This is a genomic window from Saccharothrix syringae, assembly GCF_009498035.1.
GTDB lineage: Bacteria > Actinomycetota > Actinomycetes > Mycobacteriales > Pseudonocardiaceae > Actinosynnema > Actinosynnema syringae.
Genome location: NZ_CP034550.1, coordinates 4,146,267 through 4,171,158, shown reverse-complemented (window position 1 = coordinate 4,171,158; position 24,892 = coordinate 4,146,267). Strand labels below are relative to the sequence as shown.

Sequence of the window (24,892 nt, the reverse complement as noted above, 5' to 3'; positions counted from 1 at the left end):
TCGCGCCCCACTGGCCCGGTTATCGTCCGATCGGGTGTACGACTTCTCCTCACCCCGCACCAGGGGGTATAGCGATCGTGCAATCGGCGCGCGTTCCGCCTGACGACCCGACACGGGTCCAGAGGGGAGGGGGGAGGCATGGGCATGGAACTGGTCGAGGTGCTCACCGAGGCGGCGCGGCGCTTCGCCGAGCAGGAGTCGGTCGCCGCGACGGCCGACCGGATCGCGGAGCTGGCGGTCACCGTGGTGCCGGGCGTGGGGTCCGCGTCGGTCTCCCTGGCGCGCTCCGGCACCCTGGTGACGGCGGCGGCCACCGACGAGCTGGCCGCCGCCGCCGACGACGCCCAGTACGGCTGCGGTGAGGGCCCCTGCCTGCGGGCGGTGGCCGACGACGGGGTGCTGGCGGTCGACGACCTGGCCGGTGACGCGCGGTGGCCCCGGTTCACCGCGCGCGCGGTCGAGCTGGGCCTGGGCAGCGTGCTGTCCTGCCACCTGACCGGCCGGGGCGTCGCGCGCTCGTCGCTGAACCTCTACGCCCGCGCACCCCGCGCGTTCGACGAGCGGAGCCGGGCGGTGGCGGCGCTCTACGCGACGCACGCGGGGATCGCCCTGGCCACGGCCCTGCGGGAGGAGGACCTGCGCACGGCCGTGGCCAGCCGCGAGGCCATCAGCCGGGCCGTCGGCATCCTGATGCAGCGGCACCACGCCACCTCCGAGCAGGCGTTCCGACTGCTGTCGACCGCGTCGCAGAAGCTGAACATCAAGGTGCGGCGCCTGGCCGAGATCATCGCCGAGACCGGGATCGACGCCGGGGACACCTCCGAGCTGGCCCGCCAGGCGGCCAAGGACGCCGCGGCCAGGGCGAGCGAGCTGCACGACCAGCTCTCGTCGCAGACGGGGCGGATGCGCGGCTCCAAGCCCGAGCACGTCAGCGAGGCCAACCGCCGGGCCAAGCAGGCGGCCGCGCGGGCGGCCGACCGGCTGCAGCGCACCATGGCCGCCTACCTCTCCGCCGCCGAGGCCCACGAGCGGGCCGCCCTGCTGCACGAGAAGATGGCCCGGAGCGGGACGGACGGCACGGACCACCTGCGCCAGGCCGAGGAGCACCGGCAGGCCGCCGCGGCCGCGCGGCAGGCGGTCGAGAACGGGCTGACCGGGTCGGCGGGTGCGGGGCAGGCCGGCGCGGGGAGCGGGCGGCCGGAGAGGACCACCGAGGGGGAAACGCCGAGGACGGGCACGTGACGGTCGCGGTGGCGTGGTCCGACCACTACGGTTGCCCGTGACCGGGTTCCCCACGACCGGCCCACCCCCTGAGCGGTCCGGCCCGACCAGCACACCCGCGACCGGACGGAGACGTGACCCCCCATGCCACAGGCACATGCTGACCTGATCGTGGTGGGTGCCTCGGCGGGCGGGGTGGAAGCGCTGCGCGACCTGGTCGCCGGCCTGCCGCCCGACCTGCCCGCCGCGGTGGCCGTGGTGCTGCACCTGCCCGCCGGCGGCACCAGCGCGCTGCCGCAGATCATCCGCCGCGCCGGTCCGCTGCCCGCGGTCTCCGCCCGATCCGGGATGCCGCTGACCCGCGGCCGGGTGCACGTGGCGCCACCCGACCACCACCTGCTCGTGGTGGAGGACCGGTTCGTCCTGTCCCACGGCCCGGCCGAGAACGGGCACCGGCCGGCGATCGACGTGCTGTTCCGGTCCGCCGCCATCGCGGGCGGGCCGCGGGTCGTCGGCGTCATCCTCTCCGGCGTCCTCGACGACGGCGTGGCCGGCCTGGTCGCCATCCGCACCCGCGGCGGTACCGCCGTGGTCCAGGACCCGGACGACGCCCTGTACGCCGGGATGCCGGAGAATGCGTTGCGGCACGTCGAGACCACCCACGTGCGGCCCGCCGCCGAGCTGGGGCCGCTGCTGGCCGGGCTGGTGCGGGACCCGGTGGGCGTGACCGCCGCGCCACCCGTGCCCGCGAGGTTGGCCCAGGAGAACCGGATCGCCCGGGACCTGCGGGGAGTCTTGGAGGTCGACGCGCACATGATCGGCGAGGCCAGCGAGTACAGCTGCCCGGACTGCAACGGCGTGCTCAACGAGGTCGAGCCGGACTCGCTGCGCTTCCGCTGCCAGATCGGCCACGCGTGGTCGGCCGAGGCCCTGGCGCAGGCGCAGGGCGACGCCTTCGAGAAGGCGCTGTGGACGGCCCTGCGCACCCTGGAGGAGAAGGCCAGCCTGTCCCACCGGATGGTGGAGACCGCGCGCGGCTGGGGCGACCAGCGCCGGATCGACCGCTACCTCGGCCTGGCCGAGGAGTCCACCCGGGCGGCGACGGTGCTGCGCGACTTCCTGCTGTCCAGCCTGAGCCGGTCCCGGGACGAGAGCTCTGACGTCGAATCGACCGGCCTATAGGCCACCGATACGCGCGAGCAGAGCGAATAGCGGTAGCGTCCACATCTGTGGACGCCATCCCCACCGAGCCGGACGACCAGTTCGAAGCGGTACTCACGTACCTGAAGGAGACACGCGGGTTCGACTTCACCGGTTACAAGCGGACGAGCCTCGCCCGCCGCGTCCGGCGGCGGATGGCCCAGGTCGGCGTGGACCACTTCAGCGACTACATGGACCTGCTCCAGGTCGACCCGGACGAGTTCGACGCGCTGTTCAACACCATCCTTATCAACGTGACCGACTTCTTCCGGGACGCCGAGGCGTGGGAGCACATCCGCCGCGACGTCATCCCCGCACTGCTGGCCGAGCGCGATCCCGACGAGCCGCTGCGCGTGTGGAGCGCGGGCTGCTCGGCCGGGCAGGAGGCGTACACCCTGGCCATGCTGCTGGCCGACGCGCTGGGGCCCGAGCAGTTCCGGCAGCGGGTGAAGATCTACGCCACCGACGTGGACGAGGAGGCGCTGACGCAGGCGCGGCAGGCTTCCTACACGACGGCCGAGGTGGAGAACCTGACCGAAGGGCAGTTGCAGCAGTACTTCGACCAGCAGGGCGGCCACTACGTCTTCCGCAAGGACCTGCGCCGCTCGGTCATCTTCGGCCGCAACGACCTGGTGCAGGACGCCCCGATCTCCCGGATCGACCTGCTGGTGTGCCGCAACACGCTGATGTACTTCAACGCCGAGACCCAGGCCAAGGTCCTGGGCCGCTTCCACTTCGCGCTGGCGCCGCGCGGCATCCTGTTCCTCGGCAAGGCCGAGATGCTGCTGTCGCACAGCCGGATATTCGACCCGGTCGACCTCAAGCGCCGCACGTTCCGCCGCATCCCCGGCGTCCCGACCGGCCTGGGCAGCCTCGTCACCTACCCGCGGGTGCCCGAGCGCGCCGGCGAGGTGGGGGGTCTGGACGAGCTGCGCGAGCACGCGTTCTCCGCGGGCCCGGTGGCGCAAGTCGTCATCACCGGCGACGACATCGTGGCGCTGATCAACCAGCAGGCCGAGGCGCTGTTCGGGCTCTCGCCCCGGGACATCGGCCGCCCGCTGCGCGACCTGGAGCTGTCCTACCGGCCGGTGGAGCTGCGCGCCTACGTCGAGCAGGCCAAGGTCGAGCGCCGCCCGCTGCGCATCAAGGACGTGGAGTGGGTCCGGGCGCCCGGTGACTCGGTGTGGTTCGAGATCCACGTCAACCCGCTGGTCCACACCGACAACGGCCTGCTCGGCATCACGATCGTGTTCCACGACGTGAGCGCGGCGCGCCAGCTCCTGGAGGAGCTGGAGCACACCAACCGCAGGCTGGAGTCGGCCTACGAGGAGCTCCAGTCCACCAACGAGGAGCTGGAGACCACCAACGAGGAGCTCCAGTCGACCGTCGAGGAGCTGGAAACGACCAACGAGGAGCTCCAGTCCACCAACGAGGAGCTGGAGACCATGAACGAGGAGCTCCAGTCCACCAACGACGAGCTGCAGGCCATCAACGACACCCTGCGCGAGCGCAGCGCCGAGCTCGACCAGGTCAACGACTTCATGGAGACGATCCTGACCTCCCTGCGCCTGGGGGTGGTGGTCGTCGACCGCGACCTGCGGGTGCTGGTGTGGAACCGCGGCACCGAGGACCTGTGGGGCCTGCGCAGTGACGAGGCCGTGGGCGAGCACCTGCTCAACCTGGACATCGGGCTGCCGGTGGGCGAGCTGCGCTCGGCGGTCTGGGCGGCGCTGTCCGACTCGACGACCGAGGACGTGCTGCTGATCGACGCCATCAACCGGCGTGGCCGCAACACCACGGTCCGGGTCGTGGTGGCCCCGATGCGCAACCAGGCGGGCGAGTCCGTGGGTGCCATCCTCGTCATGGAGCCGTCGGACGCCCGACCGGAGGACGCCCGACCGGAGGACCACGACCCGGAGGACCACGACCCGGAGGACCACGACCCGGAGGACCCGGGCCCGGAGAACCCCAGCCCCGAGGACCACGACCCGGAGAACCCCAGCCCGGAGGCGGACTGACCCCGGGGGTCACTCCGAGGTGGTCAGGACCGCCCAGACGACCTTGCGCCCCTTCCCCCGGTCCGGCACGCACCCCCACGTGCGGGCGAGCTGCGCCACCACGAGCAGCCCGGTGCCCTCCTGCGGCGCGGCGCCGGGGTCGCGCAGCACGACGGGCGTCGGGTCGTCGTCGGAGACGGCCACGGTGAGCATGTCGCAGCGCAGCTCCAACCGCAGCCGCGCCTCCGAGCGCGCGTGGGACACGGTGTTGGTGACCAGCTCCGACGCCACCTGGACCGCCGTGTGGACCGCCTGCTCCGGCACCGACCAGTCGTCGCAGACCCGGCGCACGAACGCCCGGGCCAGCCGCGGGCTGCCCGGGGCCGCCGGCAGCACCCGGGTCGCGCGGCGGCACGGCGGGGGCTGGTCGACGTGCGCCAGCGCCTCCTCCAGGGTGTCGTGCACGGACACGTACCGGCGCAGGGCCGTGCGCCGGGGCAGCCGCTCCGCCGACCCGGCCAGCAGCAGCGGCACCGACGGCCAGTCGCAGGTCCGCAGCCAGACCGCGGCGAACACGCTGAGCAGGCACTCCCCCTCGACCTCCAGGTCGGCGAGGTCGACCACCAGGGCCCGCGGCTGCTCGACCGCGCACTTGAGCAGGGTGCCCCGCAGCGAGGCGTAGTTGGCCAGGTTCAGCACCCCCGTGGGATGGACGACCAGGCAGTCGTCCACCGGCCGCACGTCGCAGTGCACACCGCTGCCCGTCTGCATCGCCTTCCCCCGTCCGGAGCGCCCCGATCGTGGTAACCCGGTAGAACTACCCACCTGCTCGGGGGTGTAACCCGCCCGTCGGGTGACCGGGGCCACCCGGTTCACTCCAGGCGCAGCACCGCCGCACCGCCCGCGGGCACGGTCACCCCGGCGGGCCACGCCGTGCCGGTGAGCAGGTCGACCCCGCGCAGCGCCACCTCGGCGGCGGACGCGGTGTGGTTGACGACGAACGCGTAGTCGGCGTCGACGCCGTGGCGGTGCACGACCTCCACGTCGCGGGGCAGGTCGACCGGGTCGACGCCGGCGTCGGCGCACACCTCCCGCAGCACGTGGGCCAGCGCCTCGCCGCGCAGCCGGGTGGAGACGTACCAGGCGCTGCCCGCGCCGAACCGGTTGCGGGTCACGGCGGGGCCGCCCGCGGCCGGGCCGTCTGCGTAGCGCAGGACCGGTTCGGCGCCCGCCGGGCGGACGTCCTCGGCCCACACGTCGCCGACCAGCCCGCCGGTCAGCGCCACCCGCTCGTCGCGGCGCAGCGGCAGGAACTCCTCCACGGTCAGGCCCAGCACGTCGCGCAGCGCGCCGGGGTGGCCGCCGGGGTGCACCGCGTCGTTGCCGTCGACGATGCCGGAGAAGTACGAGACCACCAGCGTGCCGCCACCCGCCACGTAGTCGGCCAGCACCTTCGCCGCCGCCGCGGTGGTCAGGTACAGCGACGGCACCACGACCAGCCGGTAGTCCGACAGGTCGCCCTCGGGCGGGACGAAGTCGACGGTCAGGTGCGCGTCCCACAGCTGCTCGTAGAACGCCTCGACCCGCTCCCGGTAGGCCAGGTCGACCGAGGGCCGCCAGGGCAGCTCCAGCGCCCACCACGACTCCCAGTCCCACACCACCGCGACGTTGGCGCGCACCAGGCTGCCCCGGACCTCGCGCAGCGCGACCAGGTCCGCGCCCAGGTCCACCACCTCGCGCCAGATCCGGCTGCCGGTGCCCGCGTGCGGGAGCATCGCGGAGTGGAACTTCTCGGCGCCGAACCGGGAGGCCCGCCACTGGAAGAACATCACCGCGTCCGCGCCCCTGGCCACGTGGGCCAGGCTGTTGCGGCGCATCTCGCCCGGCCGCTTGGCGAGGTTGCGCGGCTGCCAGTTCACCGCGCTGGTGGAGTGCTCCATCAGCATCCACGGCTGCCCGTCGGCGACCGCGCGGGTGAGGTCCGCGGACATGGCCAGGTCCACGTGGGGCCGCTCGGCCTCGGCGGTCAGGTAGTGGTCGTTGGCCACCACGTCCACCTCGGCGCCCCACCGCCAGTAGTCGATCGACCGGCAGTTGGTGGTCATGAAGTTGGTGGTCACCGGCAGGTGGGAGTGCTCGCGCAGCACGTCGCGCTCGGCCCGGTAGCAGGCCAGCAGCTCGTCGGAGCAGAACCGCAGGAAGTCCAGCTCCTGCGCGGGGTTGCCGGCGGTGGCCGTGGCGCGGGGCGGCTCGACCTCGTCCCAGTCGCCGTAGCGCTGGCCCCAGAAGGTGGTGCCCCAGGCGGCGTTGAGCGCGTCCGGGCTGCCGTACCGGGTGCGCAGCCAGCGGCGGAACGCCCCGGCCGACTCCGGGCAGTAGCAGGCGCCCAGCGGCGCGCCGTACTCGTTGTGCACGTGCCACAGGGCCAGCGCCGGGTGGCCGGAGTAGCGGGCGGCCAGGGTGCGGGTGATGCGCGCGGCCGCCTCGCGGTAGGCGGGTGAGCTGGGGCAGAACGTCGCGCGGGAGCCGCGGTCGAGGACCACGCCGTCGCGGGTCACCGGCCGGATCTCCGGGTGGGCCCGGTAGAGCCAGGCGGGCGGCACCACCGTGGGGGTGGCGAGGTTGACCGCGACGCCCGCGCCGTGCAGCAGGTCGAGCAGGCGGTCCAGCCAGCCGAGGTCGAACTCGCCGGGGCGCGGTTCCAGCAGCGCCCAGGAGTGGATGGCGACGCTGACCAGGTTCACCCTGGCCCGGCGCATCAGCTCGACGTCCTCCGCCCACACCTGCTCGGGCCACTGCTCCGGGTTGTAGTCGCCGCCGTAGACCAGGCCGTCCACGCCCACCGGCCAGGACGAAGCACCCGGACGGAACACCCCGAACGTCATGAACTCTCCTGCGACTGTGAACGTGCACGGTCCTGCGTGCCGATTAATCCCGTGGAAAAAGCCGGTGTCAAGTGGTTGACACGGTTCCGGTGGGCGTAACTACTGTGCACGTTCACAGCGCGGTTCCCGCCGGCAAGGGCGTCGGCGACGCGAACACCCCGGAGAGACCCCATGCGACTCCACCTGGTGCAGAAGTCCCTGGCCGCCGCACTCGGGCTCGTCCTGCTCGCCGGCTGCGGCGGCGGCGCGGAGGAGACCGACGGCCCCGTCGAGCTGTCGTTCTGGTCCTGGGCGCCCAACATCGAGAAGGTCGTCGAGCGGTGGAACGCCGGCCACCCGGGCGCCAAGGTCGTGGTGAGCAGGCAGGCGTCGGGCGACGACCTGGTGACCAAGCTGCTGACCAGCGCCAAGGGGGGCAACCCGCCGGACCTCGCCCAGGTCGAGTACCAGGCGCTGCCGACCCTGGTGGGCAACGACGTGCTGGCCGACATCTCCGCGGCCGCCGGGGGCGCGGAGGACGCCTTCGCACCCGGTGTGTGGGACCAGGTCACCCTCGGCGGCAGCGGTGTCTACGCCGTGCCCCAGGACTCCGGCCCGATGATGTTCTACTACCGGGCCGACCTGTTCGAGCAGTACGGCCTGACCGTGCCGAAGACCTGGGACGACTACGCGCGGACGGCCCGCGACCTGCGCGCCAAGGCACCGGACAGGTACCTGGGCACCTTCTCGTCGAACGACCCGGGCTGGTTCGCGGGCCTGGTCCAGCAGGCCGGCGGCCAGTGGTGGTCGGTGGAGGGCGACAAGTGGAAGGTCGCCGTCGACGACGCGGCCTCCCGCAAGGTCACCGCGTACTGGAGCGGCCTGGTCGCCGAGGGCGCGGTGGACAAGTCCCCGATGTACACCCCCGAGTGGAACAAGGCGCTCAACGACGGCGTCCAGGTCGGCTGGCTCAGCGCCGTGTGGGCGCCGGGCGTGCTCCAGGGCAACGCCGGGTCCACCAAGGGCAAGTGGGCCGTGGCGCCCCTGCCGCAGTGGGACCCGGCCACGCCGCGCACCGGCAGCTGGGGCGGTTCCACCACCGCCGTGACCTCGGGTTCGAAGCACCAGCGGGTCGCCGCCGAGTTCGCGGTGTGGCTCAACACCGACCCGGGTGCCGTCGCCGCGCTGGTGACCGAGAGCGGCGTCTACCCCGCGGCGACCGCCGCGCAGACCGGTGGCGCGCTGAGCGGGCCGCCGGCGTTCTTCGCCAACCAGCCCGACTTCTACACCCTGGCCGCCGAGATCGCGGGCACCGCGGCGAGCTTCACCTGGGGCCCCAACGTCAACGTCGCCTACACCACCTACAAGAACGCCTTCGGCGAGGCCATCACGGCCGGCGCGGACCTCGTGCCCGCACTCGTGAAGGTGCAGGAAGCGACCGTGGCGGACCTGAAGGCGAACGGGTTCTCGGTCGGATGAGGACGCGTTCCCGGCCCACGACCGCCGGCGCGGCGCCGTACGCCTTCGCCGCGCCCGCGGTCGTGCTGTTCGCCCTGACGTTCCTGCTGCCCATCGGCTACGCGCTGTACCTGAGCCTGTTCCGGGTCGAGGTCTCCGGGCTCGGCCTGGGCCGGGGCAGCCGCCGCGAGGTGTTCGCCGGCCCGGGCAACTACCTGCGCGCCCTCACCGACGCCGAGCTGGGCGCGGGTGTGGTGCGGGTGCTGCTCTACGGCGGCCTGCTGGTGCCGGTCATGCTGGGGCTGGCACTGGTGTTCGCGCTCCTGCTGGACGAGGAGCGGGCACCGGCCCGCGGGTTCGCCCGGCTGGCCATCTTCCTGCCGTACGCGGTCCCCGGCGTCATCGCCACCGTGCTGTGGGGCTTCCTGTACCTGCCCGCCACCAGCCCGCTCAACCAGGCGCTGCGCGCGCTGGAGCTGCCGGAGGTCGACTTCCTGTCCCCCACCGGCATCTACTTCGCGCTGGCCAACATCGCGGTGTGGGGCGGCGTGGGCTACAACACGATCGTCCTCCACACGGCGCTGCGCGCCATCCCGCGCGAGCTGCACGAGGCCGCGCGCATCGACGGCTGCACGCCGTTGCAGGTGGCGCTGCGGGTCAAGCTCCCGCTGCTCACGCCCGCGCTGGTGCTGACCGCGCTGTTCTCGGTCATCGCGACCCTCCAGGTGTTCGCCGAGCCGACCACGCTGGCGCCGCTGACCAACTCCCTGTCCCGCACCTGGACCCCGCTGATGAAGGTCTACCAGGACGCCTTCGCCCGGGGTGACGTGCACTCGGCGGCGGCCACGTCGGTGTTGATCGGCCTGGGCACGGGCCTGGTCTCGTTCGGCCTGCTGCGGGTCGCGCGGCGGTTCGGGGGCCTGCGGTGACCGCCCGCCGCCGCCCCCTGCTGCCGACGCTGGTCCTGCTGCTCGGCGCGCTGTACTGCCTGTTCCCGGTGGCGTGGGTGGTGGTCGCGGCCACCAAGGGCAGCGGCGAGCTGTTCGCCACCCCGACGTTCGAGCCGGGCTCGTCCCTGCTGGGCAACCTCGGCGACCTGTTCGGCTACCGCGAGGGCCTGTTCTGGACCTGGGTGGCCAACTCCGCGGTGTACGCGGGGGTGGGCGCCCTGCTGTCCGCGGCGGTGTCCGGCGTGACCGGGTACGCGCTGGCCAAGTACTCCTTCCGCGGGCGAGACCTGTTCTTCAACGCGCTCATCGCGGGCGTGCTGGTGCCCGCGGTGGTGCTGGCCATCCCGCAGTACCTGCTGCTGTCGGAGGTCGGGCTGACCGACTCGTACCTGTCGGTGCTGCTGCCGAGCGTGATCAGCCCGTACGGCATCTACCTGGCGCGCATCCACGCGGCGGCGTCGGTGCCGGACGACGTGGTCGAGGCGGCCCGCACCGACGGGGCGGGCGAGACCCGCATCCTGACCTCGATCGCGCTGCCGATGATGCTGCCGGGCCTGGTCACGGTGTTCCTGTTCCAGTTCGTGTCGATCTGGAACAACTTCCTGCTGCCGTTCATCATGCTCGGCGACGACCGGAAGTTCCCGGTCACCCTCGGCCTCTACACGCTGCTCAACCAGGGCAACACCACACCCGCCCTCTACACCCTGGTGGTCGCCGGGGCCCTGGTGTCCGTTCTACCCTTGATCGGGTTGTTCCTGCTGCTGCAGCGGTACTGGCGGGTCGACCTGCTCTCGGGTTCGGTGAAGGCGTGAGGAAGGCATGACCGTCGACCACGGCAAGGCACGGCGTCGGGCGACCATCCACGACGTGGCCGCCGCGGCCGGCGTGTCGCGGGGCACGGTGTCGCGCGCGCTCAACGGCGGGCACAACGTCAGCCCGAGCGCGCTGGAGGCGGTCCGCCGGGCCGTGCGCACGACCGGCTACGTCGCCAACTCGGCGGCGCGCAGCCTGGTCACCCAGCGGGCGCTGTCGGTGGCGTTCGTGCTCACCGAGCCGCAGCAGCGGCTGTTCGAGGACCCCAACTTCAGCGTCCTGCTCCAGGGCTGCACCCAGGCGCTGGCCGAGCACGACGTGCCGCTGCTGCTGATGACCGCGGGCAACGAGGTGGAACGCGAGCGCACCCGCCGGTTCATCGCCGCCGGGCACGTCGGCGGCGTGCTGCTGGTGTCCTCGCACACCGGGAACCCGCTGCTGGAGGACCTGCGGCACACCGGCATCCCGGTGGTGGCCTGCGGCAAGCCCATCGGCCACGAGGGCCGCGTCGCCTACGCCGCGGCCGACGACCGCTCGGGCGCGCGCCGGCTGGTGGAGCACCTGAGGGAGCGCGGCCGGCGGCGGATCGCCACCATCGCGGGGCCGCCGGACACGCCCGGCGGGGTCGAGCGGCTGGCCGGGTACCGCGACGTGCTCGGGGCCGGGGCGACCGCGTCGCTGGTCGAGCACGGCGACTACAGCCGGGCGGGCGGCGAGGCCGCCATGGCGCGGCTGCTGGAGCGGGAGCCGGGGTTGGACGCGGTCTTCGTGGCCTCGGACCTGATGGCCGCCGGGGCGCTGGACGTGCTGCGCGACTCCGGCAGGCGGGTGCCGGAGGACGTCGCGGTGGGCGGCTTCGACGACTCGGTGACCGCCCGCTCGACGCGGCCCGCGCTGACCACGGTGCGGCAGCCGTTCGAGCGGATCACCCGCGAGATGGTGCGGTTGCTGCTGGAGCTGACCTCGGGGCAGCCGCCGGCCGCGGCGATCCTGCCGACCGAGCTGGTGGTGCGCGACTCCACCTGAGGTGGTTCGAGCGGGGGCGCGGGAGGTGCGGGCCGCGGCCACCGGGCTGCGGCCAGCAGGCCGCGCCGACCAGGCCACGCCGACCAGGCCGCGCCGACCAGGACCCGGCTCAGAGGCAGGCCAGGGCGGCTCAGCCCCTGCTCAGGGCGGCTCAGGCGCGGCCCCGTGCGGGTCAGGGGCGGGTGACGAGGTCGTGCCGCGCGGCGCCCCGAACGGTCAGGTGCGGCCGCAGGAGCCGCCCGGCCCGGTCGTCCAGCACCGCCTCGACGGCCGCCTCACCGAGTTCCGCGGGCCACACCGAGATCGAGGTGACCCCCTCGGGCGCGGCGACCTCGTCCGGGCACAGGGCGACCACGGACGCGTCCCCGGGCACCCGCACGTGCCCCGCGCGCAGGGTGGCCAGCACGTCGCCGAGCACGGCGCCGTCGGCGGCCACGTAGGCGGTGGGGCGGGCGGTGTCGCCGAGCAGGTCCCGGGCCGGCCAGCGGTGCGGCCGGACCTCCAGGCCCCGCGCGTCGCAGCCGCGCGCCAGGCCGCAGAAGAACTCCGCCAGCGGGTCGCGGTGCACGAACGCCACCGCGCGGTGGCCGAGGTCGGCCAGGTGCTCGGCGCACAGCTCGCCGGCCGCCGCCCGGTCGACGTCCACCCGCACCTGGTCGGGGTCGTCGGCCGGGCCGACCCGGACCACGGGCACGTCGAGCAGGACCGGCACGGGCGCCGGGGCCAGCACGACCAGGCCGTGGCAACCGCTCGTCGCGGCGCCCGGGGACGTGACCACCAGGGTCGCGTCGGCGCGGCGCGCGCGGGCGGCGGCCGCGGCGACGAACGCCTCCAGCCACCTCCCGGCGGCGTCGAGGTCGGGCGGCACCACCACGCCCAGCACCAGGCCGTCGGGCCGACGTGAGCGGTAGCCGAGCTGCCGCGCGCTCTCCTCCACGCGCCGCCTGGTGGCGGGCGAGACCGACCGCTTGCCGCTGAGCGCGTAGGACACCGTGCTGACGGCCAGACCTGCGTGCCGGGCGACCTCCGCGATGGTGACCACGTGCTGTGCTCCTGTAACCGAGGGGACGGGGTCTGACCAACATGCAGACCTTTATCGCCGGAGTCAATGGCGAATTGATTCAGCCCACTCGAACCCGAAACTTTTACGGCGAGGTTCATGTGCCTGAATCACCAGCGATGTCGGGACATACCACGTCCCAGCAGGTCGCGGCTCTGGTCTACACCTTTATTGGGTAACCCGGTGAACTATTCCCGCCGACTTCTAGGGGTGCACGAGGAGTAGTCAAGCCCCGGCCTCGTGCACCTCCGGTTCCAGCACGGTCCGCCTGGCGACCGCGCGGCCCTTGCACATCCGCTCCAGGACGTGCGCGGCGGACTCGGCGAGCCGGTGCGAGTCCTGCACCACGGTGGCGCGCAGGGGGCTCGTCCCGGCGTCGATCAGGGCCCGGGCTTCGAGGACCCCGTCCACGCCGATCACGACCGCCTCCCCGGTGGCCGGCGAGTTCGCCACCCGCAGCGCGTCGACCGCGCCCAGCGCCATCTCGTCGTTCGTGCAGAACACGGCGTCCAGCCGATCGCCCCGCGCGGCGACCCGGCGCACCTCGGCCAGCACGGCGTCATAGGCGCGGGACCGGCTGAACGCGCAGTCGTCCTGGATGACGAGGCGGGCGTCGGGCCAGGTCTCCCGCACGACCTCCGCGCACCGCGCCTGCCGGTCGGCGTGCTCCCGGCTGGCCACCACCAGCACGTGCGGACGCGCCACCCCCCAGCGCTGCAACCGGGACACCAGCCAGCGGCCGGCCAGCGCCCCGATCTCGTGGCTGAGGTAGCCGACGAAGGCCGCGTTGTCGGGGTAGCGGTCGACGTCGTCGAACGGCTCGATGTCGGTGAACACCACCGGCAGCCCCAGCTCGGCGCAGAACTCCACCAGGTCCGCTTGCATGCGGTGCACCTCGGTCGCCACCACGAACCCGCCCGCGTAGCGGTCGGCCGAGGCCAGGACCCGCCGCAGGTGGTGGGCCTGCGCCGCCGCGTCGTAGTCCCGGGCGGGCACTTTCAGCACCAGGTCGACGCCGCTGCGGTCGAGCACGCCGTGCAGGCGCTGCAGGAAGTCGGCGACCCAGTACTTCTGGCGGAAGGCCGACGTGATCAGGAAGACCTGCCGGGTGCGCCGCCCCCGCCGCGAGCGCCGGAGCAGGAGCGCCGGGGCGGCGCCCAGCGCGACGGCGACGACCGCGGTCCACGCGGGCACCGCCCTCGTCAGCACGCCCGCGCGCAGCAGCACCAGGGCACCCGTGACCAGCACCCCGCCCCCGAGCACGACCAGGGCGGTGGTCCCGAGGCCCCTCGGCCACGACGGCGGCGGGTGGTGGACGTGCTGCTCGACGGTGAACGTGACGTCGCGCCCGGCCTGCACGACCGTGCTCGCGGACGAGGCGTGCGCGCGCTGCCCGGGAGCGGCGCCCTCCGGGCGGCCCTGGGCGCCGGGCGGGGAACCACCGCGCACGGGGTGATGGTCCCGCACCGGCGGGCGCGGTCAACCACGAACGCGGCCCCGTCCCCCGGTTGCCGCCACCGGCCCGCTCGGGTCCGATGTGGACGGTTCTCCCGCCCCGGCCCGTCCCCCGAAGGGGTGGCCCGGCACATCGGACGGCGCCGGGCGGGTAGCCGACCTGCTCGGACGCACGCTCAGGAGGGCGCGATGAGCACACCCGGCACGACCCCGCCGATGGCCGCGAGCAACGAGGCCGACCCCGGTCAGCTCGACGTGGCCCGCGCCGAGGGGGCCGCCTACCGCCGCGCCCTGGAGGCGATGCGCGAGGAGTCCGGCGCGGTGGTGAAGCAGGCGGGCGAGTTCCTGGTCGCGCTGGTGCAGGAGGACGCCGAGGGCATGTACGCCCGCCGGGACGGCCGCCTGGTCTGGCAGGAGGCGCCCGAGGACGCCAACGGGCACCTGGAGATCGCCGTCGCCGACGCGGCCGACGGGCGGTTCGTGCCGGAGCTGGACGTGACGGTCACCGTCACCCGGGACGGCGAGGACGTGCTGGACACCCGCCTGCCGTTCCTGTGGCACCCGTTCCTGCACCACTACGGGGCCAACTTCACGATGCCCGGTGCGGGCGACTACGACGTGCAGGTCCACATCGAGCCGCCGGGGTTCATGCGCCACGACCCGGTCAACGGCAAGCGCTACGAGCACCCGGTCGAGGTGGCCTTCCTGACCGTCCCGTTCACGCCCGGCCGCAAGCCCAGCCCGGAGGCCCGGCCCCGCGACTGAAGTCGGCCGGGGCGCCGCCTTTCGGTGGTCGCGCCGGCCGCCGCGCGCGAGGACCCTGGGCGCATGAAGAACCGTTTCAGCAGGCGTTTCCTGGTGGCCGTGGTGGCGACCGCGTTGACCGGCGTGCTCGGCGGGCTGGCTCCCCTGTACGGCGGTGCGACGGGCATGGTCCTGGCGGTGGCGCTGTCCCTGTGCGGCGTCCCGCTGGTGGTGCTGGCCTGCCGGTGGCAGGCCGACGTCCCCACCCGCTAGCCCCCCCGCTCCGACGGGTTTCCGGCGCGCCTGCGGGGGTAGGCGTGGTCGTGGGCCGGGTACCGGTCGGGAGGTGGGGATGACGCGCTACCGGGACGACGTCGCCGCGCTGGCCACGCCGCTGACCGACGCGGGCGACTTCGACGAACTGCTCGACCGCGCGGGGAACGCTCGGGTGGTGATGCTGGGCGAGGCCAGCCACGGCACGCACGAGTTCTACCGGTGGCGGGCGCTGCTGACCCGGCGGCTGGTGGCCGAGCTGGGGTTCTCGTTCGTGGCCGTGGAGGGCGACTGGCCCGACTGCGACCGGGTGGACCGCGCGGTGCGGTGCTCGCCGGACGCGGAGGACCCCCGGGCGGCGCTGGTGGCGTTCGAGCGCTGGCCGACGTGGATGTGGGCCAACGAGGAGGTCGTCGACTTCTGCCGGTGGCTGCGCGTGCACAACGCCGCCCGAGATGTCCACGAACGAGTGGGTTTTCACGGACTGGACGTGTACTCGCTGTGGGCATCGCTGCGCGAGATCCTGGTGCACCTGCGGGAGCACGACCCGGCGGAGGTGCCCACCGCACTGGCCGCGTACCGGTGCTTCGAGCCGTACGGCGAGAGCGCGCGGGAGTACGCCCAGGCGACCCGGTTCGTGCCCACGAGCTGCGAGGACCAGGTGGTCGACCTGCTGGTGCGGCTGCGGGAACGGGCGGCCGCCGGGTGGGCCTCGGGTGAGCGGGGCGGCGGGCAGGGCACGACCGGAGGTGGGCTGCCCCCGGGCGAGTGGCCCGGGGGCGGGCGGGGCGTCCGCGACAGCGGCCCTGGCAGCGCCCACGACAGCACCCGTGGGGGCGCCCACGACAGCGCCCGTGGCAGCGCCCGTGGCAGCGCCCACGACAGCGCCCACGACAGCGCCCGTGGCAGCGCCCGTGGCAGCACCCGTGGCAGCGCCCACGACAGCGCCCGTGGCAGCGCCTTCGGCGCGTGGCAGAACGCCGAGGTCGTCGCCGGGGCCGAGCGCTACTACCGGGCGATGGTCGCCGGCGGCCGGGAGTCGTGGAACGTCCGCGACCGCCACATGGACGACACCCTCGCCCGGCTGCTGGCCCACTACGGCCCCGGCGCCAAGGCCGTGGTCTGGGCCCACAACACCCACGTGGGCGACGCCCGCGCCACCACCATGGCCGACCGGGGCGAGGTCAACACCGGCCAGCTCGCCCGCGAGCGGTACGGCGACGACCAGGTCGTGCTGGTCGGTTTCGGCACCCACCACGGCACCGTGGTCGCCGCCGGCTCCTGGGGCGCGCCGACGCGCGAGCTGCCGGTCCCGCCGGCCCGACCGGGTTCGCTGGAGGACGTGCTGCACCGCACCGCCCCCGAACGCGCGGTGCTGACCTTCCCCCGCCGCACCGCGCCCGGCCGCCCGGACCTGCTCACCGACCGGCTCGACCACCGCGCCATCGGCGTGGTCTACCACCCGGAGCGGGAGCGGTGGGGCAACTACGTCCCGACCACCGCGGGCGATCGCTACGACGCCTTCGTCTGGGTCGACCAGAGCCGGGCGCTGCACCCGCTGCACACGCGCCGGGTGGACGTGCTCGAACCCGAGACCTACCCGACGGGGACATGAGCCGGCACCGGCCGAGGAGGTCGCCGTGAGGAGGACGGTGTTCGCCGACCGGGCCGAGGCGGGGCGCGCACTCGCCGGGGAGGTCGCCCGACTGCTCTCCACCGGCAACCGCCCGCCGACCACCACCGACGCCCACCCGCCGCCGGTCGACCGCCTCCACCCCGCCACCGGCACCCCCCGGCCCACCGGCACCACCGCCCTCCACACCACCGGCACCAACCGCCCCCTGGTGCTCGCCCTGCCGCGCGGCGGCGTCCCCGTGGCCGCGGAGGTGGCCGCCGCCATCGGCGCCGACCTGGACGTCACCGTCGCCCGCAAGATCGGCGCACCCAGCCGCCCGGAATTCGGCATCGGCGCCCTGGCCGAGGACGGCCGACCGGTGTTCAACCAGCACGCCCTGACCCGCCTGAACCTGGCCGAAGCCGACCTGGCCTACGCCGTCGAGCGCGAACGGGCCGAGATCCGCCGCCGCATCCGGCGCTACCGGCCCGACCGGCCGCCTCCCGACCCGACCGACCGCCTGGTCGTCCTGGTCGACGACGGCCTGGCCACCGGCATCACCGCCCGGGCCGCGCTGCGGTGGCTGCGCGAGCGGCACCCGCGCCGGCTGCTGCTGGCCGTGCCGGTCTGCGCCCCGGGAGCCACCCGGGACCTGGCCGACGCCGACGCGGTCGCCTGCCTGCACTCCCCCGCCGACTTCCGCGCGGTCGGCCACTGGTACGCGAACTTCGACCAGCTCTCCGACGACGACGTGAACCGCGCGCTCCACCGCCCGTGATCCCGATAGCCGAACACCACGACCGACCGGCCCTGAACCGGTGCAGTTCTAATGGGCGCACCGCGATGTTTTGTGCGGACTTCGGTTTTTCTTATTAACCGCACCGGATTTCGGTATGGCTCGAACCCGCGTCCACACCCTAATGTGACTCATCTCACAGTATTCCATTCCACCTGGCGGCCCTTAGCAGTGCGAAGTCATAATTCGGCCGTTCGGGGGGTCGATCGACGTTATTTGCGGCTGCAATGGCAACCGACCGTGAGATCCGTTCCCACCATCCGGGACACCGTGCCCATCCCGCGCCCGCCCCTCCAGGTCGCGCGCCAGTCCGCGCACCCCACGTCAGTCGGACTACCAGTGCGTACGCCGGATGGGGCGTCGCCTACCACGACCGCGGCCGGCCCGGGAGCGGTGAACCGGTCCGGATGACGCCATTTGAGCGTTTTTCCCGACACCTCCTTCGGATGCTCGCAGCGCGGCGGCCGCTGGAGACGGCAGCGAAGCCGCAGTAATGTGAAAGTGCTCGAAACTGGGGGGCCATGAAACGGTGACCGCGCAACCGCCGGCCACTCGGTGTCGGAGCACGCCGGCACGGCCGGCACGCGCAAGTCGACCCGTCGTCCTTGGGGGACACGACAGTGGCCGAAAGCTTGGGAGTGACCAACCGCAAGATCGCCGACCTGGGGGTCGGCACCGCGATAGCCGCCGGCCCGGCGACCGGCAACCCCGGCTCCACAACCCCGGTGACCGACCGCCCCGGACCCGACCGCCCCGGACCCGACCGCCCCGGACCCGACCGCCCCGGACCCGGCGGCCCCAGATCGGGCGGCCCCAGGTCCGGCAGCCCCGGACCCGATCACGCCGTGGCGGTCGACCTCAGACCCGGCACACCGGTGACCGGTTATCCCGTCCACCCCGGCCCCGTCCGCCCCGGCCCCGTCCACCCAGGCCCCGTCCACCCCGCCCCCCGTCGCGTCGGCTCCGATCACCCGGCGAACAGCACCCCGGCGACCGGCACCGCGGCCCCCGCCGGCCCGCACCCGAACACCACGCGGAACCGCGCCCGCGTGCTGGCCGTCGGCGATACCGACGACCTCGTGCCGGTCCTGTGGACCGTCCAGTCCCTCGGCGAGCTGGAGATCGCCGGCGTGGTGCGGGCGGACGCCGGCGTGCCGGACGTGGTGCAGGCGCTGCGCCCCGACATCGCCCTGGTGTGCTGCGACCCCGGCAACGAGGAGCAGGTGCTGGGCGCGCTGAGGCGGATGCGCGAGCACGGCCGCCACCAGTGCGACGCGCTCCTGGTCGTCACGCGCCCGCGCCCGGACGTGGTGCTGACCATCGCCAGGCTGGGCGTGTTCTCCTGCCTGGTCGCCCCGGTCGACCCGGGGACGCTGCGCGAGCTGCTGGGCGTGTGGCTGGGCCGGTGGCGCCTGGCCGGGCGCAAGGAACCCGACGCGCCGCTGGACCAGGAGGAGGTCAACCTCCTGGTGCACGGCCCCGGTCCGACCGGCGACCGCCGACCGCCCGCCACGTCCACGCTCGGCCTGGTCGCGATGGTGCTGCACGACAGCACCGCCCCGCTGTCGGCCACCGAGGTCGGCCGCCGGTGCAACCTGTCCTCGGTGGCCAGTCGCCGCTACCTCAAGCAGCTGGTGGACCGGGGCTCGGCCGTGATGACCGTGCAGTACGGCAAGACCGGCCGCCCGCGCCACCTCTACGGCTGGGCGTCCCGGCTCATGCCTGGCTGAACGCCAGCCCCACGCCGAAGCTCACCAGCACGCCGCCCATGGCGCCGTCGACCGTCCGCCGCACGACCGGGCGCCGCAGCACGTCCCCGATCTTGGCGAACACCAGCGCGTAGGCGGCCATGCAGGCGAAGCTGACCACCGCGGTCACGGCCACGAGCGCGAACGGCAGCCACGCCGGGTCGCCGGGTCCGGTGAACTGCGGCAGCAGCGCGGACATGAACAACGCCGTCTTGGGGTTCAGCGCGTTGGTGAGCAGACCGTCGCGATAGGACGCGGCCGCGCCGCCCGGTGCGGCCGCCCGCGGCCCGGCCGCCTCCGCCGCGCCGCCCGAGCGGACCGCGCTGATCAGCGACCGGATGCCGATGTAGCACAGGTACAGCGCGCCGACCCACTTCATGATGCTGAACGCGACCACGGACGTGGCCAGCAGCGCCGCGATGCCCGCGATCGACGCGAGCCCCCACCCGACCTGGCCGGTGCTGCACCCGCCCGCGGTGGCGATGGCCGACCGGCGACCGCGGCCCAGCGAGTTCTTGATCACCACCGCCGTGTCCGGTCCCGGGATCAGCGTGGCCAGCAACGACACGCCGGCGAATGCGATCAGCGTCGCGAACATGCCCCGACGATAGCAGCAGGGCGATAGCCGCGCGGCGAAGTGCGCACCGGTGCCCGAGCGGGGCACATCGGAAAGTTTCCAAACTTTGGAAACTTTACCAAGTGGGCCACCCCGGTGGCCCCGGTGGTCCACCCCGGTGACGACCGCCGGGTGACGTTGACGGCTAATTGGGCCGGTCATACGTTGACCTGGTCGTTGAATTCCGGGTACCCGGTTCAAATGATTTACACGCACCCGGGCGCCCCCTAGCGGAAAACCGGTGGAGCACATGGACGACGTCGCCCTGTACGCGCCGATGACCTACGACGAATCGGGTTATCCGCGCTACGCGTTCCCGGCGAACCACCCGGCGCACGGCGACGAGGACTACACGGAGCGCCGCAACCGCATCGCCCACCTGGGCGCGCAGCACGTGTACGGCACGCCCGCGCCCGAGATCGACTACCACGAGCGGGACCACGAGACCTGGCGGGTGATCCAGCGGTCGCTGGCCGAGCGGCACGACGAGTACGCGGCCACCGACGTGGTGAAGTGGGCCGCCGAGCTGGCCCTGCCCGCGGACCGGGTGCCGCAGCTCAACGAGGTCACCGAGCGCCTGACCGCGATGACCGGGTTCGGCCTCCAGCCCGCGGTCGGCTTCGTGCCGATCGAGGAGTTCTACGGCGTCCAGGCCGATCGGAGGTTCTACGCCGCGCAGTTCATCCGGCACCACTCGCAGCCGCTGTTCTCGCCCGAGGCGGACGTGGTGCACGAGCTGGTCGGGCACGCGCCCGCGCTGGGCAACCCCAAGGTCGCCGAGCTGTACCGGCTGACCGGCGAGGCCGTGCGGCGGGTCGCCGAACCGCGCACGATCGAGCTGATCTCGCGCATCTTCTGGTTCACCCTGGAGTACGGCGTCATCGAGGAGGGCGGCCAGTTCCGCGCGTACGGCGCGGGCCTGCTGTCCTCGTTCGGCGAACTGGAGCGCTTCCGCGAGGCGGACATCCGGCCGCTGGACCTGAAAGGCATGGCGACCACCGAGTACGACATCACGGACTACCAGCACGTGTTGTTCGCGGGGCGGTCCATCGACCACGTCCACGAGTTCTTCTCGGAATTCCTGCGGACCGTGGACGACGAGGACCCCGACCGCATCGGCGTCTCGTTCTGAAAAAAGACCGCACCGACTTTACTGGGGGTTTTCAGTGTCCGTAGGGACGGAACCGGGCACCACACCAGCGCGGAGCCGGATCGACGACCTCGACACGCAGCTGATCGCGCTGCTGCACGAGCGGCGGCGCATCTCCGCGGGCATCCAGCGCGACCGGCTGGCCAACGGCGGGGTGCGCACGGACATGGCGCGGGAGCGGGAGATCTTCCGCCGCTACCGCAGCGCGTTCGGCAGCGCGGGCGCGGTGCTCAGCTCGACGGTGCTGGAGATCTGCCGGGGCAGGCTGGGCGCCGAGCGCGAGCGGCCCGAGGTGGAGGCCGAGTCCGCGACCAGGCCGCTGCGGCTGGGCGTGTTCTCCTTCGCCAACTGCGCCGCGGTGCGCTGGGGCCTGGCGGCCACCGGCTCGCCCGAGCCCGTGACCGGCACGCCCGAGGCGGTGGCCGCCGCGCTGCTGGCCGGTGAGGTCGACGTGGCGCCGATCAGCCTCGTCGAGTACCTGCGGCACCACCGGGAGCTGCTGGCCCTGCCCGGCCTGGCGATCGGCAGCGACGGGCCGGTCATGTCGTGCCAGCTGTTCACCCGCGGCCCGCTGGCCGGGTTGGCGGGCGGCCGGGTCGCGCTGGGCTCCAGCAGCCGCACCGCGGCCCTGCTGGCCAAGGTGCTGCTGACCGAGTGGGTCGGGGTCGAGGCCGAGTACCGGGTGGAGCCGCCGGTGCTGGCCGACATGCTGCGGCAGGCGGGCGGCGCGGTGCTGATCGGCGACGCGGCGCTGGCCGAGACCCTGCACCCGCGACCGGGCCTGCGCGTGCACGACCTGGGCGCGCTGTGGCGGGAGTGGACGGGGCTGCCCATGGTGTTCGCGGTGTGGGCGGTGCGCCGGACCACGGCGGCGCGGCGCCCCGACGACGTGCGGGCCGCGCACGCCACCCTGCTCGACGCCGCCGGTCGCGGTGGCCGGCACCTCGCCGAGGTCGCCGGGTCGCCCGCGGGCGACGGCCTGTTCGACCGCGACGAGCTGGCCCGCTACCTGGGCGTGCTCGACCACTCGCTGGGCGAGCGGCAGGTCGCGGGCATCCGGCACTTCGCCAAGCTCGCCGCGCGGCACGGCGACGTGGCCGAGGACGCCGACATCACCTTCTTCGGAGGAGACGCATGATCCGGCACATCGTGCTGTTCAAGTTCAAGCCCGGGGTGTCGTGGGACGACGACGCCGTGCTGGCCGCGGAGGCGGTGGCGCGCCGGGTCGGTGACGAGGTGCCGGACCTGGCCCACTGGTACGCGGGGCGCAACGTCTCCGACCGGCCCGTGGCCTACGACTTCGTCGTCATCGGCCTGCTGGCCGACGAGGACGCGCTGGGGCGCTACATGACGCACCCGTTCCACCAGGACGCCATCGCCCGGTGGCGGGAGATCAGCGACTGGGTCGTCGCGGACGTCGTCGAGCAGGACGCGACCGTGGTGACCAACGACGTGCCCGTACCCGCAGCGAGCTGACCCCGGGAGCCGCATTCCGATGTTCACCATCTTCAACGAGGAACTGGCCGAGGTCGCCCGGCGCTTCCGCGACGACCACCGGGAGTTCGCCGCCGGCGGGTGGGGCGCGGACCGCCTGGAGGCCCACCGGGTCGCCAACCTGCGGTCCGCGGTGGAGTACACGCGGGCGAACTCGCCCTTCTACCGGCGGCACCTGGCGCACGTGGACCCGGCGGCGATCACGTCGTCGACCGGCGCGGCGTGGACCTCGGTGCCGTTCACCACCAAGGACGACCTGCGGTCCGCGCGGTACGACATCCTGTCGCGCCCGCTGTCCAAGGCGTGGATCTTCTACGAGACCACGGGCACCACGGGCGCCTCCACGCCGTGCCCGCGCGACAACGTGGACTCGCTGGCCAACAACACCGTGCTCACCGTGCACTACGACACGATCTTCCGGCACCACGGCGACGACCAGGTCATCGGCGTGTCCGGCCCCACGGAGCTGCACGCGTTCGGCGACACGTTCGGCGACGTGTGCCGCAACCTCGGCCTGGCGGTGGCCAAGATGTGGCCGCACTCGCCCATGGTCGGCTTCGACCGGGCCGTCGCGGTGCTGCGCGAACTGGGCGTCACCGGCCTGTTCTGCACCCCGGGCATGGCGTTGACGCTGGCCAAGCGGGTGCGCGCGGCGGGCCTGGACCCGCGGCGCGACCTGCGGGTGCGGGTGCTGATGCTGACCGGCGAACTGGCCTCGCCGGAGCTGCTGGCCAACATCGGCGAGCTGTGGGGCGCCCGCGCCTACAACGCCCTGTACGCCTCGCAGGAGGCGTCCGTGCTGGGCGCGGCGGGCGAGGACGGCGGCCTCTACACCGCGCCGCTGATCAACTTCTACGAGGTCGTCGACCCCACCACCGGCGACCCGGTGGCGCCGGCCGGCGGGGTGCGGACCGGCGAGCTGGTCGTCACCGCGCTCTACCGGGGCGCGAAGCCGCTGGTGCGCTACCGCACCGGCGACCTGGTGCGGCTGACGCCCGGCGACGCGGCGGCCTCGCTGCCCGCCGACCGGCTGGAGGTGCTGGGCCGCACCCGCGACGAGCTGGTCGTGGGCGGCCGCCGGATCAGCGGCTACGACCTGGAGAACCTGCTGCTCGGCCACGTCCGCGGCTACCTGGACTACCAGGTGGTCATCGACACCGGCGCCGACGGCGCCGACCGGCTGGTGCTCAAGCTGGAGGCCGCGGACGACGAGCCGCCGCGGGTGGACCCGGCGATCCGGGACCACTGCCGGGACGTGCTCGGCGTGGAGGTCGGCGTCGACCACGACCGGTTCGGCAGCATCACCTCCACCGGCGCCATGGTCAGCTGGAAGGCCGCGCGCGTGGTGGACAACCGGTCGGAGGTGGACGCCGAGACCGCGGCGGCCCGCGCCCTGGCCTCGGCGAGGTCGTGACGTGACCGCCGGCGTCTCCAGCCCCCGGCGCGCCACCGGGCGACCGGCCACCGCGGCGTGGGCCTACCACCTGGACGGGTTCGTGCCGGTGGCCGAGGCCACCCTGCCGGTCACCACGCAGGGCCTGCACTACGGCACGGGCGTGTTCGAGGGCATCCGGGCGCACGTCGTGCCCGGCCGCGCCGAGCTGGCGGTGTTCCGGCTGCACGACCACCTCGCGCGGTTCGAGCGGTCGTGCCGGCTGCTGCGCATCGACCTGCCGCACGGCGTGGACGAGCTGGCCTCGATCGTGGTGGAGCTGTTGTCCCGCAACGGTTCGGCGCAGGACACCTACATCCGGCCGCTGGCCTACAAGTACCGGCTGCTGCCCGGCACCCCGCCGGGGGTGTCGCTGCGCGGCAACTCCGACGGGCTGTCGGTCATCGCGTTCGCCCTGGGCGACTACTCGCCCGCGGGCGGGGTGCGGTGCGCGTTCAGCTCGTGGACGCGCCCGCCCGCCCGGTCGGTCCCGGTGCGGGCCAAGGCGACCGGCGCCTACCTGAACAACGCGCTGGCCGTGGACGAGGCCCGCGCGGCCGGCTACGACGACGCGATCCTGCTCAACGAGCGGGGTTCGGTCGCCGAGGCGAGCACGGCCAACGTGTTCGCGGTGCGCGGCGACGAGGTGCTGACCCCGCCGCCGGGCGCCGACATCCTGGAGGGCATCACCCGCGACACCGCGCGGGAGCTGGCCGTGGACCTGGGCCTGGCCCCCGTCGAGCGCGACCTCCAGCCGGCCGACCTGCTGCTGGCCGACGAGGTCTTCCTGACCGGCACCGGCCTGGGCATCACGCCCGTGGTCGAGCTGGCCGGTCGCGCGATCGGCCGCGGCGAACCCGGCCCGGTCACCACCGAACTGCGCCGCCGCTACCAAGACCTGGTGCGCGGCGGCGACGAACGGCGCGAGCACTGGCTCACCCGCGTGCCCGTGCCCCCGAACGCGTGAGGGAGAGAGCGAG

22 protein-coding genes are annotated in these 24,892 nt (G+C 73.7%); 17 read left to right on the top strand and 5 right to left on the bottom strand.

Translation table 11 applies throughout. The features are described from left to right. Positions 1–138 precede the first annotated feature (138 nt). From EKG83_RS18330 to EKG83_RS18320, 3 genes are all read left to right on the top strand, one after another. Positions 139–1,242, top strand: coding sequence for a GAF and ANTAR domain-containing protein (locus EKG83_RS18330; RefSeq protein WP_051766648.1), 1,104 nt, complete (start codon positions 139–141; stop codon positions 1,240–1,242). Between the two features lie 123 nt (positions 1,243–1,365). Continuing rightward, positions 1,366–2,403, top strand: a complete 1,038-nt coding sequence (locus tag EKG83_RS18325) for a chemotaxis protein CheB (protein WP_033434130.1) — start codon at positions 1,366–1,368, stop codon at positions 2,401–2,403. 47 nt (positions 2,404–2,450) lie between these two features. Next, the gene (locus tag EKG83_RS18320) at positions 2,451–4,439 is read left to right on the top strand and encodes a CheR family methyltransferase (RefSeq protein WP_228122669.1); all 1,989 of its coding nucleotides are present in this window, start codon (positions 2,451–2,453) and stop codon (positions 4,437–4,439) included. Between the two features lie 9 nt (positions 4,440–4,448). Here the strand turns inward: EKG83_RS18320 and EKG83_RS18315 are convergent, their stop codons facing one another. Further along, positions 4,449–5,189 (bottom strand): ATP-binding protein, encoded by a 741-nt coding sequence (locus EKG83_RS18315; protein WP_033434129.1) that lies wholly within the window; start codon positions 5,187–5,189, stop codon positions 4,449–4,451. A 101-nt stretch (positions 5,190–5,290) separates the two neighbouring features. Further along, entirely contained in the window at positions 5,291–7,303 is a 2,013-nt protein-coding gene (locus EKG83_RS18310) for a beta-galactosidase (protein WP_033434128.1), read from the bottom strand. Between the two features lie 171 nt (positions 7,304–7,474). On the opposite strand from EKG83_RS18310, the gene EKG83_RS18305 reads away from it, so the two are divergent. From EKG83_RS18305 to EKG83_RS18290, 4 genes are read left to right on the top strand one after another with little or no spacing between them, the layout of a single operon-like run. Further along, entirely contained in the window at positions 7,475–8,761 is a 1,287-nt protein-coding gene (locus tag EKG83_RS18305; RefSeq protein ID WP_033434127.1) for an ABC transporter substrate-binding protein, read from the top strand. Then, the gene (locus EKG83_RS18300) at positions 8,758–9,669 is read left to right on the top strand and encodes a carbohydrate ABC transporter permease (protein WP_033434126.1); all 912 of its coding nucleotides are present in this window, start codon (positions 8,758–8,760) and stop codon (positions 9,667–9,669) included. The genes EKG83_RS18305 and EKG83_RS18300 overlap by 4 nt, the downstream gene beginning before the upstream one ends. Next, complete coding sequence (locus EKG83_RS18295; RefSeq protein WP_033434125.1) at positions 9,666–10,502, top strand: carbohydrate ABC transporter permease; 837 nt, start codon at positions 9,666–9,668, stop codon at positions 10,500–10,502. The genes EKG83_RS18300 and EKG83_RS18295 overlap by 4 nt, the downstream gene beginning before the upstream one ends. Before the next feature lie 7 nt (positions 10,503–10,509). After that, on the top strand, positions 10,510–11,529 hold the full coding sequence (locus EKG83_RS18290; protein ID WP_033434124.1) for a LacI family DNA-binding transcriptional regulator: 1,020 nt from the start codon (positions 10,510–10,512) through the stop codon (positions 11,527–11,529). Between the two features lie 172 nt (positions 11,530–11,701). Here EKG83_RS18290 and EKG83_RS18285 read toward each other — a convergent pair whose 3' ends face one another. Continuing rightward, complete coding sequence (locus tag EKG83_RS18285; protein ID WP_033434123.1) at positions 11,702–12,571, bottom strand: substrate-binding domain-containing protein; 870 nt, start codon at positions 12,569–12,571, stop codon at positions 11,702–11,704. Between the two features lie 243 nt (positions 12,572–12,814). Next, positions 12,815–14,038: a sugar ABC transporter substrate-binding protein gene (locus EKG83_RS18280; protein WP_228122668.1), complete on the bottom strand. Its 1,224-nt coding sequence runs from the start codon at positions 14,036–14,038 to the stop codon at positions 12,815–12,817. 195 nt (positions 14,039–14,233) lie between these two features. Here EKG83_RS18280 and EKG83_RS18275 point away from each other — a divergent pair, with 195 nt between their 5' ends. From EKG83_RS18275 to EKG83_RS18255, 5 genes are all read left to right on the top strand, one after another. Continuing rightward, the gene (locus EKG83_RS18275; RefSeq protein WP_033434122.1) at positions 14,234–14,809 is read left to right on the top strand and encodes an iron transporter; all 576 of its coding nucleotides are present in this window, start codon (positions 14,234–14,236) and stop codon (positions 14,807–14,809) included. 63 nt (positions 14,810–14,872) lie between these two features. Then, positions 14,873–15,061 carry a hypothetical protein gene (locus EKG83_RS18270; RefSeq protein ID WP_033434121.1) on the top strand — a complete coding sequence of 63 codons (189 nt, stop codon included), beginning with the start codon at positions 14,873–14,875 and terminating at the stop codon, positions 15,059–15,061. 79 nt (positions 15,062–15,140) lie between these two features. Further along, positions 15,141–16,676 (top strand): erythromycin esterase family protein, encoded by a 1,536-nt coding sequence (locus tag EKG83_RS18265; protein WP_051766647.1) that lies wholly within the window; start codon positions 15,141–15,143, stop codon positions 16,674–16,676. Between the two features lie 25 nt (positions 16,677–16,701). Beyond that, complete coding sequence (locus EKG83_RS18260) at positions 16,702–17,454, top strand: phosphoribosyltransferase (protein WP_211269218.1); 753 nt, start codon at positions 16,702–16,704, stop codon at positions 17,452–17,454. A gap of 1,097 nt (positions 17,455–18,551) precedes the next feature. After that, entirely contained in the window at positions 18,552–19,202 is a 651-nt protein-coding gene (locus EKG83_RS18255) for a response regulator (protein WP_153278199.1), read from the top strand. Here the strand turns inward: EKG83_RS18255 and EKG83_RS18250 are convergent. Then, the gene (locus EKG83_RS18250) at positions 19,189–19,818 is read right to left on the bottom strand and encodes a LysE family translocator (protein WP_033434120.1); all 630 of its coding nucleotides are present in this window, start codon (positions 19,816–19,818) and stop codon (positions 19,189–19,191) included. The genes EKG83_RS18255 and EKG83_RS18250 overlap by 14 nt on opposite strands. 268 nt (positions 19,819–20,086) lie before the next feature. Between EKG83_RS18250 and EKG83_RS18245 the strand changes: the two genes are divergently transcribed. From EKG83_RS18245 to EKG83_RS18225, 5 genes are read left to right on the top strand one after another with little or no spacing between them, the layout of a single operon-like run. Further along, complete coding sequence (locus EKG83_RS18245; RefSeq protein ID WP_033434189.1) at positions 20,087–20,968, top strand: phenylalanine 4-monooxygenase; 882 nt, start codon at positions 20,087–20,089, stop codon at positions 20,966–20,968. Between the two features lie 34 nt (positions 20,969–21,002). Then, positions 21,003–22,124, top strand: a complete 1,122-nt coding sequence (locus EKG83_RS18240; protein WP_211269217.1) for an MqnA/MqnD/SBP family protein — start codon at positions 21,003–21,005, stop codon at positions 22,122–22,124. Then, positions 22,121–22,462, top strand: coding sequence for a Dabb family protein (locus EKG83_RS18235; protein ID WP_051766644.1), 342 nt, complete (start codon positions 22,121–22,123; stop codon positions 22,460–22,462). The genes EKG83_RS18240 and EKG83_RS18235 overlap by 4 nt, the downstream gene beginning before the upstream one ends. Before the next feature lie 19 nt (positions 22,463–22,481). Further along, the gene (locus EKG83_RS18230; RefSeq protein ID WP_033434119.1) at positions 22,482–23,894 is read left to right on the top strand and encodes a phenylacetate--CoA ligase family protein; all 1,413 of its coding nucleotides are present in this window, start codon (positions 22,482–22,484) and stop codon (positions 23,892–23,894) included. Position 23,895: 1 nt separating this feature from the next. Further along, a complete protein-coding gene (locus tag EKG83_RS18225) occupies positions 23,896–24,879 on the top strand; it encodes a branched-chain amino acid transaminase (protein ID WP_033434118.1) in 984 nt (327 codons plus the stop codon). Positions 24,880–24,892: the final 13 nt, after the last annotated feature.

Bases quoted from the DNA above. Each gene is read 5' to 3' on its own strand.
- EKG83_RS18330 (WP_051766648.1), top strand. From the start codon at position 139: ATGGGCATGGAACTGGTCGAGGTGCTCACCGAGGCGGCGCGGCGCTTC.
- EKG83_RS18325 (WP_033434130.1), top strand. From the start codon at position 1,366: ATGCCACAGGCACATGCTGACCTGATCGTGGTGGGTGCCTCGGCGGGC.
- EKG83_RS18315 (WP_033434129.1), bottom strand. From the start codon at position 5,189: ATGCAGACGGGCAGCGGTGTGCACTGCGACGTGCGGCCGGTGGACGAC.
- EKG83_RS18310 (WP_033434128.1), bottom strand. From the start codon at position 7,303: ATGACGTTCGGGGTGTTCCGTCCGGGTGCTTCGTCCTGGCCGGTGGGC.
- EKG83_RS18305 (WP_033434127.1), top strand. From the start codon at position 7,475: ATGCGACTCCACCTGGTGCAGAAGTCCCTGGCCGCCGCACTCGGGCTC.
- EKG83_RS18300 (WP_033434126.1), top strand. From the start codon at position 8,758: ATGAGGACGCGTTCCCGGCCCACGACCGCCGGCGCGGCGCCGTACGCC.
- EKG83_RS18290 (WP_033434124.1), top strand. From the start codon at position 10,510: ATGACCGTCGACCACGGCAAGGCACGGCGTCGGGCGACCATCCACGAC.
- EKG83_RS18275 (WP_033434122.1), top strand. From the start codon at position 14,234: ATGAGCACACCCGGCACGACCCCGCCGATGGCCGCGAGCAACGAGGCC.
- EKG83_RS18270 (WP_033434121.1), top strand. From the start codon at position 14,873: ATGAAGAACCGTTTCAGCAGGCGTTTCCTGGTGGCCGTGGTGGCGACC.
- EKG83_RS18265 (WP_051766647.1), top strand. From the start codon at position 15,141: ATGACGCGCTACCGGGACGACGTCGCCGCGCTGGCCACGCCGCTGACC.
- EKG83_RS18250 (WP_033434120.1), bottom strand. From the start codon at position 19,818: ATGTTCGCGACGCTGATCGCATTCGCCGGCGTGTCGTTGCTGGCCACG.
- EKG83_RS18245 (WP_033434189.1), top strand. From the start codon at position 20,087: ATGGACGACGTCGCCCTGTACGCGCCGATGACCTACGACGAATCGGGT.
- EKG83_RS18235 (WP_051766644.1), top strand. From the start codon at position 22,121: ATGATCCGGCACATCGTGCTGTTCAAGTTCAAGCCCGGGGTGTCGTGG.
- EKG83_RS18230 (WP_033434119.1), top strand. From the start codon at position 22,482: ATGTTCACCATCTTCAACGAGGAACTGGCCGAGGTCGCCCGGCGCTTC.